The following is a 15,280-nucleotide window of genomic DNA, read 5'->3' as shown; positions in this document are numbered from 1 at the left end:
CCGAAAACGGATAGGCCTGAGAACCAGCCCGATGGAACGGGCTGGTTCGCGTGACGGCGCGGATCGGGAGCGGTGAACGCCAGCATCCAGGCGGCTAGAGCATGATGCCGAAAACTGTGAGCGGTTTTCGGACGACATCATGCTCTAACTCTTTAATTTAGAACAGGATTCGGCTTTTAGGCCGGCCGGGCCTAAAATCATCCTGTTCCAGGCGTCATCTTTCAACAGCAGTCTCAGGCCCTTTGCAGCTTCCAGGTCCTGATCTCAAACGGCATGATCTCGGCAGGTCCTTTCCGCTCCATCGGCTCTTCGAGAATGTTGAGCGGCTGCGAGGCCGACCATCCGGACGGCAGCGCAAGGGAGAGGCGGCCGCGCCGGCCGGCAGGTTCATAGAGGCGCAGGATCAGGCCATCCCCCTCTTCCGCCGGCTTCAGGCCAGAGAAGGCAACGGGAGTGCCGTCGACAGCGAGCGGCGCGAAAGTGCCGGCTGACAGGTCTTGAGCTTCCGCTGTGACGAGCGGCTGGTTGAGATCGATTGCCTCGTCGAGAACGCCGCCCTCATGCCATGCGCCGTCATGCGGCATCAGCGCATAGGTGAAGCTCTGCTCGCCTTCGTCGGCCAGCGGATCCGGATAGATCGGTCCGCGCACCAGGCTCATGCCGATCACATTGCCGCGGGCGCTATGACCGTATTTGGCATTGTTGAGCAGCGCCACACCGAAGCCCGGCTCGCTGATATCGACGAAACGATGGGCAACGGCCTCGAACATTGCCTGTTCCCAGGAGGTGTTGGTGTGTGTCGCCCGCTCGACGATGCCGAAGGCGCATTCGAATGTTGCTTTGCGGGCCTTTACATCGACCGGGTTGAGGGTGCGCAGCAGGGTGCGGCGGTCATGCCAGTCGATCGTCGTTTCAATGTCGAGCCGCTTGGCATTGGCGCTGAGCACATAGGTCTGGGTGACGCTCGAATTGCGGTAGCGGTGAACGACACGGATCGCCGCGCGGTGCGGGCCGCTTTCGACGAGCGAGATGCTTTCGGGCGCTTCGAGACGGACGGCCTTTTCGGCATAATCGGCATCGATATCCCAGGCGTCCCAATTGCGCGGCTTGTCGGCCGGATAGACCCAGAGCTGGTTTGCCGAGCCGTCGACCGCTTCGCGGCCGCTCGCCTTATGAACGAGGCTCGCAACCGCACCGTCCCTGCCGATGACGACCGCGAGATGATCGTTTTCGAGGCGATCGGAACCTGCCTTCAGCCCGCCCGCCGGCTTCAGCACCTGCCGGTCGAAGACCGCAACGGACAGAGGGGCGACGATATCGGCGGCCGAGACGACAGTGCCGTCGGCAAGCGTGGCGCTCAGCGGCCGCGGCGCAAGCGACGAATTGACGACGACAAGCGCATCGCCGACGCTACCTTTCGGCAGATGGGCCGACAGTGCCTGCAAGGCCTTGGCCTGTTCGGCCTTGGCATGGTCGATGACACCGCCGAGCTCCTGCTCGGCATCCTGATAGACCTCACGGATGCTCGAGCCCGGCAGAATGTCGTGGAACTCGTTCTTCAGCACCACCCGCCAATCCGCTTCGAGGCTTTTGGGCCTGTCGGCGCCCAGCAAATGCGCGAGCGAAGCCAGGGTCTCGGCGGTGATCAGCGCGCGTTCGGCGTGGCGGTGCATGCGCTTGACGCCGCTTTGCGACGTCAGCGTGGCGCGGTGCAATTCGAGATAGATTTCGCCGTCCCAGACGGGAAGATTCTTTTCCCGTGCCGTGCCGTGCGCCTGCTCGTAGAAGCCCTTGACCGTGCCCCAGCGCGCCTGCGGGATGGCGGGGAAATCGCGCAGCTGCACTTCGCGCTCCACCATTTCGGGCGTGACGCCGCCGCCGCCGTCGCCATAGCCGACGGCGAGAAGCGAGGCGTGATGCTGCACCTTGCCGCGGAAATTCTTCCAGGTCGGCACGTAGCAATCGGCCTGCACGAAGCCGTTATAGCCCTGCATCGGATTGTCGAAGGTATGGGTCAGCACCTGGCTGCCGTCGAGGCCCTTCCACCAGAAAAGATCGGAGGGAATATGGTTGGTCTCGCTCCAATTGACCTTGATGGTGAAGAAGCTGTCCATGCCGCCCTGCCTCAGGATCTGCGGCAGCGCGCCTGAGAAACCGAAGCAATCCGGCAGCCAGCACACCGTATGACGGAAGCCGAAAGTCTTTTCGAAATAGCGCTGGCCGTAAAGAACCTGGCGGACGAGGCTTTCGCCGGTCGGCATGTTGGTGTCGGGCTCCACCCACATGCCGCCGACGGTTTCCCACTTTCCTTCCGCGACCTTCTGCTTGATGCGCTCGAGAAGTTCCGGATCCTCCTCTTCCATCTGCGCGTAATAATGGGCGGTCGACTGGTTGAAGCGGAAATCGTCGGAGCGCTCCATCAGCGACAGCGCCGTGTTGAACGTGCGCCGCATCTTCCGCCGCGTCTCGCGATAGGGCCAGAGCCAGGCGAGGTCGATATGCGCATGGCCGGTCAGCAGCAATTCGCCATTCGGCGGATAGCGCTTCTGCAATTCCTTCAGCCGCGCCGTCAGGGCCTCGAAGGCGGACGCCGCCGAAACACTCTGTTCGTCGGTGAGACCCGCCGGGTTCGCCTCAAGCTCCGGCAATTCCCAGATCTTCTGCTGCATCACGGCATCGGCGGTGCGGGAGACGTAGGCCGCCGTATCCGACGGCCAGTCGAGGCTGCGCAAGGCTTGCTCGGCGGCATCGACCAGATGCGGCACGACTTCATGATCGCCAAGCACCTCGATTGCCTCGGAAACCTGCTTCAACAGAAGATGCAGGCGATGGGCCGGACCGTCGAGCCAGATGAAGCGGGCCCTGTTCAGTCTCGGCGCCCGGTTCGGTTCGCCGAAGGGAAAACGCGCGACGCTTTCCGTCGTGATCGAAAAGCGGCGGCCCTTGACCGGAAATTCCTGATGATAGGGATCGAGCCCGAATGTCTCGCTCTGGCCATCCGGATAGCTCAGCGTGATCAGGCTCTCGCCGCCGAGATCGAGCTGCAGGCGGATATCCTCGAGCGGCCAGCCCGCCGGCACCTCGGCGCTTGCAGCGAAATGCACGACGCCCTGGCGATGCGGCCAATCCTGCTGGTGGCCGATCGGCTCGCCCTCGAAGGTCCAGCCGTCGATCGGGCTACTCTGCCTATCCCGCCAATGCGCCAGCTCGGCGATGCGGACTTTGAGGCGATCGAGGCGTTGGGCAATGGTCAGAGGCATGGTCTATCCCTGTTGAAAAATCGGCGGCGAACGATCCGGAGTCATGGCTTTGGGAGATGAAGATGGCGCGACAGAGATCGCGATATGCCGGCCCCTCCTCCCAGCGGGTCCTGCCGAAGCTTAGATTAAGTAACTTTGATTTGCCGTCAAGTGCGAAAGGGATGTCGCCCGCCGGAGAGGCATATGTGACTTTGTCAGACAAGTGCCTCCGTCTCTAAATCCGTGGTGACGTCAGAGGCTCGATGGACATGTCAGTTCCCGCATTAGAATGCGCACGGAGACGGGGTTGGCAGGCTCGGCGAACGACATCTGCAGGTAGGCGCGTGCGCCGGTTGCCCGCACGTCTATGAGAAACCGCCGGCCGCCGTCGCGTGGCCGCAAGCGGGACCCGTCCAGAAAGCGCAGCAGACCCCACGGCCCGGGCGTGCTTTTTTTCTCAACCGCGCTACCGCTATCGAAGGAGATTTCGAAGCCGCGTGATGGCAGATCGCCCGGCCAGCTAAATGTCACTGCCCCGCCTGATGTGGTAACCGGCGCGTGTGCGCCGCCGATCGAGATGGTAGCCGCACCGCGTTGTGCAAGTGCCTCCAGCGATACAGGGAGATGCGGCGAGGTTCCCTGACGAAAGAGCGCGTCGCCGATCGCGGAAGCTTTCTGAAAGAACGTTGCACTCTCGGGCGCATAACCAGAAAGCCGTGCTCCCGGTTTCCAGCGCCACGGCGTCGTTGATATATCCATCAAAGGCGCCAGTTGCGTCCGGAAATAGGTCTCCACGAGCCCCTTGGGCGCGAAAATGCGCGCGACTTCAGCCATATCCGCGTCCGACCCGTCAAAGAACGGATAACGGCCCGCGACAGCAGCCTGGCAAGCCATAGCGATCTCGCCCCAAGCCCCTAGCGGCTTTGCTGTCGGGACAGGATCTTCGGCCTTTTCTACCGCCTTTGGAGATGCCGTCTGCGAGATCACGTCTTCGACCATTTGTACGACGAGGAGCGGCGCTTGCTGCAGGGCGACAACAGAATTGGCACGCTCCTGCGCATCCATCAGCGACTTTTTACCGATTTCGGAATTTCCGTCGAGAAGAGCAAGCGCGACATTCAGCGACACAAAGAGGCGCGAGATTTCCGACATGCGACCCTGCTCCACGAATTGGATGGCAGGTCCGAGTGTCGCGGCAATTCGAAGCTGGTTCGCATGGCTGCGGCTGCGGTCGGTGCCCCCCGCCTGACGCCATGCCTCACGGATCAGGGCCGAGAGCGGTGAGTTGGTGGCGCTTAGCACACCGCTGACAATAACCGCGCTCGGTTGGTCGGTGAATGGCCGAACACGAAGATCGCCGAGGTATTGAGACCACGTCTCCAGCGTGCGCTTCTGAAGGAGGTCCATGACTGCATCAGCGCTTGTCTCGGCTCCGGCGTGTAAGAGGATGGCAGTTTCGGCTTTCGCCTTCCCGATCGCCTCTTCTGCAGCGCCAGAGCGCGCGTGGGCCCATCCTGCCTCAGTGTAAAGACCGGGCACGGCCTGCTCGATGGGCAGTCCGGACCTGCGGATCAATATCCTGTCGAGACCAGGTGCTGCCTGCCCGAGAGACCAGGCAGGCAGGCCCGCAGTTTTCTCGGCCCGGGCGAGTTCCAGCATGGCGCGCTCGTTTGCAAAACCCTCTGAAGCAAACTGTCTTGCTTGAGCAATTGCCTCGGGATCCGGCTCTTCAAGATCTGTTGGAGGTCTGGACATGGCAGCGACATGCATTGCCATGCCGGCAAGTCCGGGAAATGTCTGGGCTCGATCTTCGATCCAGCCCGCCAGGAACCGCGGCTGCCAGTCCGATGTGCCCTTCAAGATAGACCAGGCGCGTAAGGAATCGTAAAGTGCGGTCGCCTCCCCTTCCGTGGCGAGAGCAACACCAAGGGCTTCAGCAAGCGGGCCGCTGGCCAGGGCGTCGACGGCTTGGCCATAGCGCCGGCGTGCGGCCTCTGCTGGATCGAAAATCCCTAAACGATGAATGAGACCAAGGGGTGAACGCTGCGCATCCTGCTCAACAAGTCGAACTCCTGCAAGGAATGCATCGAGTTGGGCTGCGCGCGCCGCCGGTGTTGCCATGCGTCCGGCTTCTACGACACGTGCGACATCGGGCAGTTGCGACAAAAGCCGCTCACCAAACCGCCATTCCGCCCATCCTGCCCAAACCGCCAGAATTGCCAGGAAAAGTCCGATCACAAGAGCAGCAAGACCGCGATCCGCGAGGGTTTTATGCCGTGTGCCCGATAGAAGGGCCGCCTGGACAGCGTCGTTACAGTGACCGAGGAAGCGGGCGAGATCCCGGCTCGCCGGCCCTGCCTTCGCTGCCGCGCTCGCGCGTTCGGCGAGGCTGCTGGCCGCCATAACGCCCCCAATTGGAAGAGCAGCGGCCAGCGCGCGCTCCCACTTTCGGATTGACAATGCCGGATTGTTGCGCGCTCGCGCATCAACCAAAGCAACAAGGGCATCGCGCGCATCCAGGAGCCAGTCCTGGGGGACCTTCCTGCGCCGTGCTTCCGTTTCGAACGCGGCGACGAGGGTCCGTGCCATTGCCGCAAGCTCGCGTGGATCCGGGTTCTTTTCGCTTTCGGCCCGTTTTGCAAGATCCAGCAGCGGCTGCGCCAGGGCGGCGAGCACATCTCCCTGCATAGCGGCTGGACCCGGCGGTTCGAAAACGCTCTTCACAGCTTGCCCTCGGCCGCCCATTTTCGCAGCAGCGCCTCGCCTACCTCGAAATGCATAGAATCTTCGCGGCTATAGCCCGCACCCCAATACCAGCCAGCCTCGTTGAAGAACTCCGCGAGCACCACAAGCCCGAATTGCGTGCTGTTATCGCCCATGTTGTCGAGGTTCTTCTTGAGCGTCAGGTCGACGGCCGCCCCCCACGCATGTGAGGACACCGACTTCGCCGACCCACGTACATACCTTGCACAGAGCGCGCCCGCGGTTCCGATTGCGGCATAGATGTCGGGCTCTTCTTTTTTTAGGCGCGCCATGATCTGCTGAAGCGAATCGAGCGCTGGCCTGATCATGGTCAGACGAATACCGCCGACGTCGCGGGTTTCGAGTGCATGCAGCAATTTGGGATTGGTGACCGGTGCACAGGTGGTTGAATAGGTGCTTCTCGGTTCGCCCAATATCTGTCGCAACACGGCCGGGGTCGGGCGTATGACATTCTCATTGAAACGCTTCTTGGCCAGTTGCATCGGTTCAGTCAGATTTCCTTCTTCCTCACGCGGTGCCATACCGCCGAACTGGTCCGTGAAGAGGGGGGAAGGTTCTGTCTGTTGGATGGCTTGCGGATTGATGACAGGGGCTGTCTGAGCAGGCTCGGGAGGTGGAGCTTTTTCCAACTCCGTCACCCTGCCGCCGACATCCGCCATCTGTCCTTTGAGGGTGTTCAATTCAGAGCGCAGCCCCCGAATTTCACCGTCCTGCTGGGCAAGTTGCTGTGTAAGCCGATCTATCTTGCCCGCATTCGGATCACGCTCCGTATCTTGCAAGAGGTTTCCGACAAACGCAAAGATGACGGCTGCGAGAATGATGCTCATGCCGATGACGATGGCCGCGATGGCATTCATTGGCCTCAAGATATCGCAGCTCCATCAATCTGGACGACAATCACTGAGACGTTGTCCGGGGCACCGTTACCGAGAGCAGCATCGATCAATCGCTGACAGGTCGCCGCCGGGGTTGAACCGGCATTCGTAAGGGCAGCGATCTCGGCGTCCGCCACACAGTCGGTTAGCCCGTCAGAGCAAAGAATGAGGACATCACCCGGGCAAAACGAAACTTCGGTGGTTTCGACGACAAGATGATCGGACGCTCCAATAGCGCGTGTTACAACATGCGCTTGCGGGTGCTGCCAGGCCGCAGCGGGAGAAAGGCGCCCATCGTCGAGAAGCTCCTGCACGACCGAATGATCACGCGTCAGCTGTTGTAATTCTCGATCCCGCCAGCGGTAGGCCCGGCTATCGCCCGCCCATGCAAGCGAAATAGTGCCGCCGTGCAGAAGCGCAGCCACCACGGTTGCACCCATCTGTGCCACGTCGGCCGAGGTTGCCCATCGCCGAATGGCGGAATTGGCGGCCTCGAGCGCGCCCACCAGATCGGCGCTCGAAATTGGCGCATGGGGAAGCAGGGCTAGATGCTCGATCACCAGGCCTGCCGCGACGTCGCCGTGGCCATAACCGCCCATTCCGTCGGCAACGGCCCAAAGCACGCCTGTGGGATCTATGAGTATCGCGTCCTCGTTGCGGTTGCGAACATGACCGGTGTGGCTCAGCCCGGCCCCTTTCGGCCTGCCCGGGACCCGCGTCGATGGGCTATCGGGATACTCCGGGGTCATGACCGGAAGAACCTCATCATTCGCTCCGCCGTGAGGACCGCCACGGAAGCGGTTGCACCCACGATCATCCTATAGTAATTTTTTGGCCAGGCGAAACATTTTTGCCGAGAGGAACCTAAAATGAAGCGCCTGCTGACTTTGAAGCTGCTGGTGTCTCTCGCTTTATTCTTCACGTTACAAAGTGAATTGCGTGCACAGGAACTGAACGAGACGGCGCTCAAGGAACGTTTCCAGAGGCAAATGGAATTGTTCAAAGCCGCCAAGCTGGGGCCGTCCCGCGGCCTCGTGCTGACCAATTCCGGGCCTGCGCCGGAGGCAACGCCAGTGCCGATCGCCACGCCCGAGACCACGCCGGCCAAGATCGGCTCCACTCAAGCGAGCAGCAATCCGGACGCTTCGGCAAATCCGGCTAAAGAGGAGACTGTCGAGGCCAGTCCGACTTCCGGACAGGGGCCGGCGGCGACTTCACCAACAACTGCAGCAGCGACGATAACAACACCGCAGACATACTGGAAGCTACCTGACGATGATCAGGTTAACTACCGCGTGCAGTTTGCTTTCGATTCCTCTGCCATCGCACCCGAGCAAAAGCCGATGCTGCAGAAGCTCTGCAGTGTGGTGAAAGAAATGGATATCAAGCTCATTCGCATTGTCGGTCACACCGATGCCTCCGGCGGAGCGAGGTACAATCAGAATCTCTCGATGCTGCGTGCAAGGGAAGTGGCGCGCTTCTTCACAGAGGATTGTCATATTCCTCGTGAACGGCTCGAGGCTGTTGGCGTTGGCGAGCAGTTTCCGCTCGATCCACAAACGCCGAAAGCTGACGAGAACCGACGTGTCGAATTCCAGGCAGTCAGCTAAAGACGCACAGCTGCCGCAAATGCCATCTGAGCGCTATTCAAAGGCGTAGTTGAAGCCTTCCGCAGATGCCCCGACCGTCGCCTTCGTCAAGCGCTTACCATCCAGCGCCCAGTTCAATATGCCGGTGCTGAGGGCCGGCAGAAGCGTGTTGGTCAAGATCGCATCGATCATGCGACCACCCGACTCCACTTCGGTGCAGCGCGCCTTGATCAAGTCGATAACGCCCTCATCTATGACCAGTTCGGCGTTATGGCTCTTCCGCAGTCGCTCTGCGATCTTCGCAAAATTTGCCTGAGTGATTGCTTCGATCATCGAATCCGAGAGGGGATAATAGGGCACGACGATGACGCGCCCGAGGAAGGCGGCCGGGAACACCTGCAGCAACGGTGTCCGCAACGCAGCTTCGAGTTCTTCGGCTGGCGTTCGGGAGAGCCCGTTGCCGGTCAGCTTCATGATGACATCCGAACCGACATTGGAGGTCAGCAATATGAGTGTATTTCTAAAATCAATCCGTCGGCCCTCGCTGTCGTCCATCATTCCCTTGTCGAAGACCTGAAAGAAAATCTCGTGGACATCGGGATGCGCTTTTTCGACCTCATCGAGCAGAATGACGGAATAGGGCCTGCGGCGAACGGCCTCGGTCAGAATACCTCCCTTGCCATAGCCGACATAGCCTGGGGGTGCTCCCTTCAGGGTCGAAACCGTATGGGCTTCCTGAAATTCCGACATGTTGATGGAGATCAGGTTCTGTTCGCCGCCGTACAACGCCTCGGCAAGGGCAAGCGCCGTTTCCGTCTTGCCGACACCGGACGGTCCACAAAGCAGGAAAACGCCGACCGGCTTTTCCGGCGACCCTAGTCCTGCGCGGCTGGTCCTTACGCGGCGTGCGATCGCTTCCATGGCAAGGTCCTGGCCGACAACACGTTCGCCCAGAATTCCGGCGAGCTTGAGCGCCCTTTCAGTCTGGCCCGCGAGCATTCGCCCGACGGGAATACCTGTCCAGTCCTGAACCACCGAGGCGACCGCGTTGCGGTCTACCGACAGCAGCATCAATGGCGTTTCGCCCTGCATTTCGGCGAGTTCCTGCGTCATCGCCCTTAGGCGCACAAGGTCGGCATTTCCGTCGGGGGCTTCCTTTTCGCCTTCCGGGGTCGCTGAGGAATTTTCGTCGGGGACCGTCGGATTGGGCGCGGTAGCGCCCGGTTGCGACAACGCCGCATCCAGGGGAACTCCCTCGCTGCGCAGCCTGGCCCGCAGGTCGAGAACATCAGACACCAGCAACCGTTCCTTTTCCCAGCGGGCTTGCGCCTCGGCTAGGGCCGTCTCCACCGCGCCAAGGGCGTTGTCGACTCTAGCTTGACGCTCTGCAACCTCAATGCCGATGGACCTTTCGCGGCCGATGATCCCCTGCTCGATCTCGAGAGCCTGTTTGCGTCGCAGAAGATCTTCAACCTCGGCCGGCGTTGCGTGCTGTGATACGGCCACGCGCGCGCAAGCGGTATCAAGCAAACTGACTGCCTTGTCGGGCAACTGACGGGCCGGAATGTAACGATGTGAAAGGCCGACCGCCGTTTCGATCGCCTCGTCGAGGATCTGAACCCGATGGTGTTTCTCGAGGATGCCCGCCACGCCGCGCAGCATGAGAACGGCGCTTTCTTCGCTGGGTTCCTCAATCTTGACCACTTGGAAGCGCCGGGTCAGCGCCGGGTCTTTCTCGATGTGCTGTTTGTACTCCGCCCATGTCGTTGCGGCGATCGTGCGAAGTTCGCCGCGCGCCAATGCTGGCTTCAAAAGATTTGCGGCGTCTCCCGTTCCAGCAGCCCCGCCCGCTCCGATCAGCGTATGTGCTTCGTCGATGAAGAGGATGATCGGCGTTTCCGATGCCTGAACCTCGTCGATCACCGTCTTGAGGCGTTTTTCAAACTCGCCTTTGACGCTCGCTCCGGCCTGCATCAAGCCCACATCCAGCATGTGGAGCGCGACCCCTTTGAGGGGCGGCGGCACGTCCTCTGCCGCAAGGCGAAGCGCAAAGCCCTCAACGACCGCCGTCTTGCCGACCCCGGCCTCGCCCGTCAGAATCGGGTTGTTCTGCCGTCGGCGCATGAGGATATCGACGATCTGGCGAATTTCCGGGTCGCGACCCACAACCGGATCGATCTTGCCTTCTCGAGCACGCCTGGTCAGATCAGTCGCATATTTGGCCAACGCGGAATCGCCGCCAGCGGGTCGCTCCTTTCGCACCGGTTGTCCAGCTTCGCGCCTGCCTTTATTTTCAAGCGATTGCGACAGTACGTCGTCCAGGCGAGCAAGGACGGAATCGGTTTCGATCCGGTCGAACTCACCGCTGATCTTCAACAGCAAGCCATCAAGCACCGGCACCTTTCGACAGGCCAGAAGGACGTAAGCGCCGCGCACCTCTTCTGAGCCGAATTGAAGACTGCCGAGACTCCAGGCCTCCTGGACAGCGTGAAATATGTGGTCTGAGAACTCTTCAATGGACGTCGCGCCATAGGGCAGCTTGTCGATCGACCGCGCCATGTCGGCTGCAAGGCGCCCGAGGTCCACGCCAGCGTCGGCAAGGATCAGCTGGAAATCCGCGCGGTCGACGAGCGCCAGCTGCTCGATCCAATGCACGAGTTCGACATAGGGATTGCCCCGAAGCTTGGCGGCGTCGGCTGCCGCCTTGAATGCGCGCAGACATATCGGATCAAGCTTGCCGATGAGTTCTTTACGTTTGAAGCTGTGAGAAGACACGTTCTGCTGCATGCCGGTCGGCTCCTGCCAGGTGCTCTCGAATGAACGAGCCTAGTCTTCAATCTCAATGGCAAACTGCCACATTATAGTGTTCTTGACAAATATTCGAACCGCATGTCTTTGATGAATAGTGACCGCGTGGTTTGGAGTTAGCAGATGATTGACCCATTGCCCGGTGACATCTTTCGCAAGAACCAGGTCCTCAACAATACCTACGAGATCGAGGGTGTGCTCGGCCGCGGCGGAACGGGCGAAGTCTACCGCGCCAGCAACAAGATCACCGGCCGTGTCGTGGCGCTCAAGGCACTCAAGCGGGAGCTGTCCGCCGATGCCGGCTATCTGGAATTGATGAAGCGGGAAGAGGAGATGCGCGGCATCTCGCATGACGCGGTCGTGCGTTATACCGACTGCAGCCAGACAGCCGAGGGTTACGTCTATCTGGTCATGGATTACGTCGCAGGTACGCCACTCAACGACTATCTCGAACGTGGCGGGATTTCTTCCAGAGACCTGCTGGTCGTGGCCCAAAGAGTGGCGGAGGGCCTGGTTGCGACACACGAACGCAAGATCGTCCATCGCGATCTGTCGCCCGACAACATCATCTTGCGCAGCGGCCGGCCGGAGGAAGCCGTCATCATCGACTTCGGCATTGCCAAGGACAGCAAGACGGGCGCACGCACAATCGTCGGCAAAGAGTTTGCCGGAAAATATGAATATGCAGCGCCCGAACAATTGCACGGGCAGGCCGAGCCGCGATCAGACCTTTATGCCCTCGGCGCATCCTTGCTTGCGACCTTTCGCGGAAAAATTCCCAACGTCGGAACGAGTCCCGGCGAGGTTGTCCGCTACAAGGAGCGCCGGCTGGATACAGCGGGCGTTCCGGAGCCGCTCAAGGCGTTGATCGACGATCTCACCCAACCCGACCCATCGCGACGCCCGCCAACGGCTGCGGCCGTCGTCAAGCAGGTGGGGGAGATGTTGCGGACCAATCGCAGCGGCCGGAAGGAAGGTGGGAGTGGCGCCCGTCCGGGCTGGTGGCACTGGCCGGCAATCTTAGCCACTGCTGTCGTAGCGGCGATCGCGGGACTTTGGTTTGCCGGCTTTGGCGAGAGCCTGTTTGTGAAAAGCCTTCCGGTCCAGGCACCCTATAAACTCAGCGCCGGGCTCGACGGGCAACACCAGCCGACCTTGTCCGGCTTTGCTCCCGATGCCGACCAGCAACAGGCGATATTGGCGGGTTTTTCGCGCACAGCCGGGCTGCCGGCACCCACGGGTGCGCTTACACTTGCGAAAGGGGAACCTTCCGAGCGCTGGGCACAAGACATCGACAGCTTTTTCGCCGCCGCCGACGGGCTCGACGAGTGGAGGCTCGATGTCTCGGACCGCACCGTCCGCCTGACCGGCCTTGCTCCCGACAAGACAACACGTGACACTGTCGTCAGCCGGTTCAGCGAGGCGAGCAAGGCCGCCGGCTATCAACCTGTCGTGCGGATTGCCGCAGGACCGAGGAGCCTGACGCCCGACCAGTTGAAATCTGCCATCACACCGTTGGAGACCTGCGGTTCGCTTGTCGTCCAGACACCGGAAGGGGCAAACTTTCCTCTTGGCTCGACAGTCGCCATTCGGGGAAACGTTGCGGCAAGCGGAGATATCGAAGCGCTCCGGCAAAGGCTCGCACCGCGTCTGGGTGATCGCGATCTGCGATTTGATACGACAGTGCTCAACAAACAGTTGTGTGTCGTCCAGTCATTGTTGCCCGATGTGCCACAAGGGCCGATGACGATCGTGCTCGGTTATGGTGACAAATCCGAACCGAATATGTCCGGCATCTACTCGGTTGGCGACAATCCGGTCATCGATGTGCTGGCTCCGGCCGCGATCACGGATGGCTACCTCTGGGTCGCGATTGCCGATGTCACCGGCAATCTGTTCAACGTCCTTCCCAACATCAAGCGCCCGGACAACGCGCTTGCCAGTCTCGGGACGGTGTCCGATGGCATGCGTACCATCCGTGTCGCCTACTCCACCGCAGATGGAGCGACCGATCCCGCAAAGCTTTCCTTCGCGGTCGACAATACGTTCGGTAGAAGCCTGATAATCGCGATGCAGACCGACCGTCCTCTGTTCTCGCAACTTCGCCCCACAACTGAATCCACAAAGTCCTTTGCCGAGGATTTACATGCGGTTATTGCCAGCGGGAAGGTTTCGATCCTATCGACGACGACCCGATTGATCGACACTCGGAATTAATGCCGCTCGTCGATAAGTGGCATTAGTACAGAGCGAAATTTTATGCTAAAACAGGATCGCGAGAAGAATATTCGGTAAAGCGGGGGATCTGTTGTTCGACTCTGCGCTCTGGTTGAATCCGATAAACGGTGACAACCCGTCCGGCGAAAGCCTACGGAACGACGGACGATTCCACGAGCTCGAACGCCTCGTACAGCCCCAGATCGAAATCAGCCGCGACGAGCGCAACAACCCCGTCGCACGAACGGAAGTGCCGGTCGACTGGTCGACCGTGCTTCGCAAATCAGAGGAGCTGCGAGCGCACGGGCGCGATCTCAGGCTGCTCGTGATTGTAACGCGTGCCCTTGCGAATGAGCGAGGACTGGCCGGCCTCGCCAACGGATTGAACCTGATCGGCCAAACCTTCGACATGCACTGGCAGACAATGCACCCGGAGCTTCGCGACGGCCTGCCTCCACGCGAAGCCGCTCTTCGCCGCATCAACGCACTGATCCAGCTTCAAAATGACAAGGATGGTCTGCTCGGCGATCTGCGCAAAATGACGTTCTTTGCGCCTCGTGGCGCTGGCCCGGTGACGGGACGCGATCTGGAGCAGGGGGCGGTCGACAGCCGCACCGTTCTGAACGAAGCGGCGCCGGGTTTGAGTGCGGCCGAGAAGGCCTCGCTCGTCAGCGAACATGAGCAATTGGTCAATCGCGTGCGGTTCGGTTGCGCGGCATTTGCCGAACAGGCCGCTGATGAAGCCGCGGCGCTGGCCGCCGATGCAAGGACTGCCGTCGCAGCTCTGGAGGCGGCCGAACAGTCGCTCAACCTGCAAATCGGCGGCGACTTGCGCGTTACCCTGCCGGATCTGAGCCGGTTTCTGCAGCGCGTGGCGGCGACCCTGGAGCGTACCAAGCTTAATGCGCAACAGGAGAGTCAGAAAGAGGACACCGCCGGCGACGAACCTGCGTCGGCTGCCACCAGCGCTGCGCCAGACCGGGCCCCGAACCAGCCGGCAACAGTCTTCCCCTCCCGCCTGAGCTCGCGAGACGAAGTCACGCGCTGCATCGACCTCATCATCGCCTTTTACGACCGTACGGAGCCATCAAGCCCCATTCCCCATCTGGCCCGCAGGATCAAGCGAATGGTGCCAATGGATTTTCTCGAGCTCATGGAGGACCTCGCTCCTTCCGGGCTGAAAGAATTCCGGCTTCTGGCCGGCGTTTCGGAAAGCAAGAAACCTGCCCCTGGGACAAAAGGTGACCACCAATGAGCGAAACTAAGGCGAAGGTAATCGAACGCAACAGGGCGCCTCGCGTCCAGATCGCCTATGAAGTGGAAACATATGGCAGCCCGACCACGATCGAACTGCCTTTCGTGATGGGGGTGATGGCAGATCTTGCCGGTGCGTCCCAAACGCCAGAGGCACTCAAATCCGTGCGGGACCGGACCTTTGTCGAAACCGACGCTAACCGGTTCGGTCGCTTCATGGAGGCACTGAGCCCGCGGGTCAAGGCGCGGATCAAGAACACGCTTCCCCAACCGCCCGGCGAAGAGCGTGACGAGGAACTTGCCGTCGACCTGACCTTTACGAGCATGGGTGACTTCGCGCCGGACCGGATCGCCGAACAGGTTCCGCAGCTCGCCGAACTGTTGAAGATGCGCCGCCAGCTTGAGGAATTGCTGGGCTTCATGGATGGCCGCGTCGACGCCGAAAAGCGTATCGCCCAGCTTTTGAACAACGAGCCCCTTTTGGCAAAAATCGCCGACCAGGCGATTGATGATGGCAGCAAGTCGGAGGGCTGAA

9 protein-coding genes are annotated in these 15,280 nt (G+C 60.9%); 4 read left to right on the top strand and 5 right to left on the bottom strand.

What is annotated here, in order from left to right:
* Positions 1-233 precede the first annotated feature (233 nt).
* From CO655_RS10470 to CO655_RS10455, 4 genes are all read right to left on the bottom strand, one after another.
* Positions 234-3,260: a glycoside hydrolase family 38 C-terminal domain-containing protein gene (locus CO655_RS10470; protein WP_097664613.1), complete on the bottom strand. Its 3,027-nt coding sequence runs from the start codon at positions 3,258-3,260 to the stop codon at positions 234-236.
* A gap of 231 nt (positions 3,261-3,491) precedes the next feature.
* The gene (locus CO655_RS10465) at positions 3,492-5,927 is read right to left on the bottom strand and encodes an ImcF-related family protein (RefSeq protein WP_097664612.1); all 2,436 of its coding nucleotides are present in this window, start codon (positions 5,925-5,927) and stop codon (positions 3,492-3,494) included.
* 32 nt (positions 5,928-5,959) lie between these two features.
* Positions 5,960-6,859, bottom strand: coding sequence for a M15 family metallopeptidase (locus CO655_RS10460; protein ID WP_097664611.1), 900 nt, complete (start codon positions 6,857-6,859; stop codon positions 5,960-5,962).
* A gap of 5 nt (positions 6,860-6,864) precedes the next feature.
* A complete protein-coding gene (locus tag CO655_RS10455) occupies positions 6,865-7,626 on the bottom strand; it encodes a SpoIIE family protein phosphatase (RefSeq protein ID WP_097664610.1) in 762 nt (253 codons plus the stop codon).
* A 120-nt stretch (positions 7,627-7,746) separates the two neighbouring features.
* Between CO655_RS10455 and CO655_RS10450 the strand changes: the two genes are divergently transcribed.
* The gene (locus CO655_RS10450) at positions 7,747-8,487 is read left to right on the top strand and encodes an OmpA family protein (RefSeq protein WP_097664609.1); all 741 of its coding nucleotides are present in this window, start codon (positions 7,747-7,749) and stop codon (positions 8,485-8,487) included.
* A 33-nt stretch (positions 8,488-8,520) separates the two neighbouring features.
* Here CO655_RS10450 and tssH read toward each other — a convergent pair whose 3' ends face one another.
* Complete coding sequence (gene tssH, locus CO655_RS10445; protein ID WP_097664608.1) at positions 8,521-11,253, bottom strand: type VI secretion system ATPase TssH; 2,733 nt, start codon at positions 11,251-11,253, stop codon at positions 8,521-8,523.
* A 216-nt stretch (positions 11,254-11,469) separates the two neighbouring features.
* On the opposite strand from tssH, the gene CO655_RS10440 reads away from it, so the two are divergent.
* The 3 genes from CO655_RS10440 (at position 11,470) to tssB (ending at position 15,279) form a co-directional block, all read left to right on the top strand.
* The gene (locus CO655_RS10440) at positions 11,470-13,491 is read left to right on the top strand and encodes a serine/threonine-protein kinase (protein WP_245423775.1); all 2,022 of its coding nucleotides are present in this window, start codon (positions 11,470-11,472) and stop codon (positions 13,489-13,491) included.
* 91 nt (positions 13,492-13,582) lie between these two features.
* Positions 13,583-14,746: a type VI secretion system protein TssA gene (gene tssA / locus CO655_RS10435; protein WP_097664606.1), complete on the top strand. Its 1,164-nt coding sequence runs from the start codon at positions 13,583-13,585 to the stop codon at positions 14,744-14,746.
* The gene (tssB, locus tag CO655_RS10430; protein ID WP_097607469.1) at positions 14,743-15,279 is read left to right on the top strand and encodes a type VI secretion system contractile sheath small subunit; all 537 of its coding nucleotides are present in this window, start codon (positions 14,743-14,745) and stop codon (positions 15,277-15,279) included. Before tssA ends, tssB begins: the two co-directional genes overlap by 4 nt.
* Position 15,280: the final 1 nt, after the last annotated feature.

It is taken from the genome of Rhizobium sp. M1 (genome assembly GCF_002531805.1).
GTDB classification, from domain to species: domain Bacteria; phylum Pseudomonadota; class Alphaproteobacteria; order Rhizobiales; family Rhizobiaceae; genus Rhizobium; species Rhizobium etli_C.
The sequence above is the reverse complement of the archived record's forward strand: the minus strand, read 5'-3'. Positions and strand labels throughout refer to the sequence as shown.